Raw genomic sequence first — 2,631 nt, 5'->3', positions numbered from 1 at the left:
TTCGTTCTTAATATGAACTGCAGCTCATCTTACCGCATCGACTCGACCATGAATAATGATTAGTGGCTCATTATTTTTTTATCAAAACCGGCTCACTTTTTTATTAGCGCTGTGGCTCAGTTTTTTATTGACAAAGGCAGACCTTATCCTGAAAGACTTTAACCGTCAGACGGGCGGCGGTCGTGAAGATCCTGTTATCCATTTCTATGAGGAGTTCCTGACTGCATACGATAAGGCACAGAAAGTGCAGAGAGGCGTTTACTATACGCCGCAGCCTGTAGTCAATTTCATTGTTAGGGCGGTTGACAGCATTCTGAAAACGGAGTTCGGGCTTGCGGACGGTCTTGCATCGGAAGAGACCAAGACCGTGAAGTATATGCGTGAAAAGATCAGGGGTCAGGGCATGACCGAGGATACAAAGGAAGTGCCGAAGGTTCAGATACTCGATCCCGCAACAGGAACCGGAACTTTCCTGCGGCAGACGATATTGCAGATATACGACAATTTCAGAGCAAAGCACAAGGGCGAGAGCGAGGAGCAGATCAAAAAGGCGTGGAACGAGTATGTCCCGAAGCACCTGCTGCCCCGTCTGAACGGCTTTGAGCTGATGATGGCGCCGTATGCAGTGGCACACATGAAGCTCGCTATGGTGTTGAAAGATACGGGCTATGATTTCGGCGGCGATCACCGTTTGAATGTTTTCCTGACCAATTCTCTTGAAGAAGCAGGCAAGGACGATTTTCAGATGACACTGTTTGACAACGATCCGCTGGCGTTTGAGTCAATTGAAGCGAATCAGGCGAAGAAGAATAACGGTATTAACGTGATTATCGGTAATCCACCATACTCCGGCATATCATCAAACAATAATGAGTTTATCTCAAATCTTATAAATGATTATAAATACATAGACGGAGTATACTTTAATGAACGTAAGCATTGGCTTAACGATGATTATGTAAAGTTTATAAGGCTGTGTGAAAAAATAATATCTGAACATTGTGATGGTATTCTTGCATTCATCAATAACCATGCTTTTTTGGACAATCCAACATTCAGATGTATGCGACATCATTTATTAGAAACATTTGACATAATTTATATCGTTGATCTTCATGGTAATGTAATGCGTAAGGAAATCGCTCCAAATGGTGAAAGGGACGAAAATGTCTTCGATATTATGCAAGGAGTCTCAATAAACATTTTTGTCAAAAAGACGAATTCTAAAAAGAATTGCACAGACGTCTTCCATAGCGATATGTATGGTACAAGGAACACAAAATACAATAACTTGAATAATTGCAGCGTTTCATATATGCAGATAGAGCCTGTTGAACCTTATTTCTTTTTTGTGCCAAAGGATATCAGCAATTCGGATACATATTCATCAGGATTTAGTCTTAGTGACTTGTTTCTTCAAAACGTAACTGGTGTAGTATCAGCTCGTGATGATTTAGTTATCAACGCCTCTTACGATACTCTGCTTGACAGAATAAAGCGATTTTCAGATTTAAGTATTTCTGATAGTATAGTCAGAGAAGAATTCTTCGGAAATAGATCCTCTCAGAAGTATTTGCCTGGAGATACACGAGGATGGAAGTTAAGTACAGCAAGAAAACAAATCGCCGATTTCAAACATGATGATATGATTCAAAAAATTGACTATCGACCTTTTGACACTCGTTTCATATACTATTCAAATCTCATGGTCGATTGGGGCAGAGAAAATATTTTCTATAATATGCTGAAGCCCAATATAGCGCTTGTTATTCCTCGTCAGGCTGTGACAGACAATTGGTCTCATGTAAGCGTAAGCACTTGTTTGGTTGATAACCGTTTCCATTATAGCAACAAAGGTATACCTATTGTTTGTCCTCTATACTTGTATGATACAGATTTTGGCAAGGAGATAAAACGTCCGAATCTGAAAACTGACATAGTGCATATTATTGAAGAAAAACTTGGATTACAGTTTTCTGAGCAATGGTGTGATAAAGCTGTATTTACACCAGTCGATTTACTTGACTATATCTATGCTGTTCTTCACTCTCCTCAATACCGTGAGAAATACAAGGAGTTCCTGAAAATCGACTTTCCCCGTGTACCGTACCCGACAGATCAGGATACATTCTGGAAACTGGTCGAGATCGGCGGTAAGCTAAGAGAATGCCACCTGATGCAGACCGAGTTTGACACCGCAGCTTACAGCTTCATCGGAGCTGGCACAAACGAGGTCGTCAAGCCCGAATACAAGAACGGCAGGGTGTACATCAGCAAAACGCAGTATTTCGACAACGTACCGCAGGCACAGTGGGAGCAGTACATCGGCGGTTATCAGCCGTTGCAGAAGTGGCTCAAAGACCGCAAGAAAACAATGCTCTCCGCCGAGAACATTGAGCATTACAAGAAGATCATCGCAGCACTCAAGCTCACCGAGGAGCTTATGGCGGAAATAGATCAGGTTGTAGAGTTTTGATATGACGATAAAAATGCCTTTGTCAATAAAAAACTGAGCCACAGCGCTAATAAAAAAGTGAGCCGGTTTTGATAAAAAAATAATGAGCCACTAATCATTATTCATGGTCGAGTCGATGCGGTAAGATGAGCTGCAGTTCATATTAAGAACGAAGG

General features: G+C 41.5%; 1 protein-coding gene. It reads left to right on the top strand.

The annotated features are described in order from the left end of the window. Positions 1 to 127 precede the first annotated feature (127 nt). Positions 128 to 2,476 carry a type ISP restriction/modification enzyme gene (locus K6G33_RS08380; protein ID WP_296778270.1) on the top strand — a complete coding sequence of 783 codons (2,349 nt, stop codon included), beginning with the start codon at positions 128 to 130 and terminating at the stop codon, positions 2,474 to 2,476. The last annotated feature ends 155 nt before the right edge of the window (positions 2,477 to 2,631 follow it).

The sequence above is a fragment of the Ruminococcus sp. genome, from assembly GCF_024691275.1.
GTDB lineage: Bacteria > Bacillota > Clostridia > Oscillospirales > Ruminococcaceae > Ruminococcus.
The sequence above is the reverse complement of the archived record's forward strand: the minus strand, read 5'-3'. Positions and strand labels throughout refer to the sequence as shown.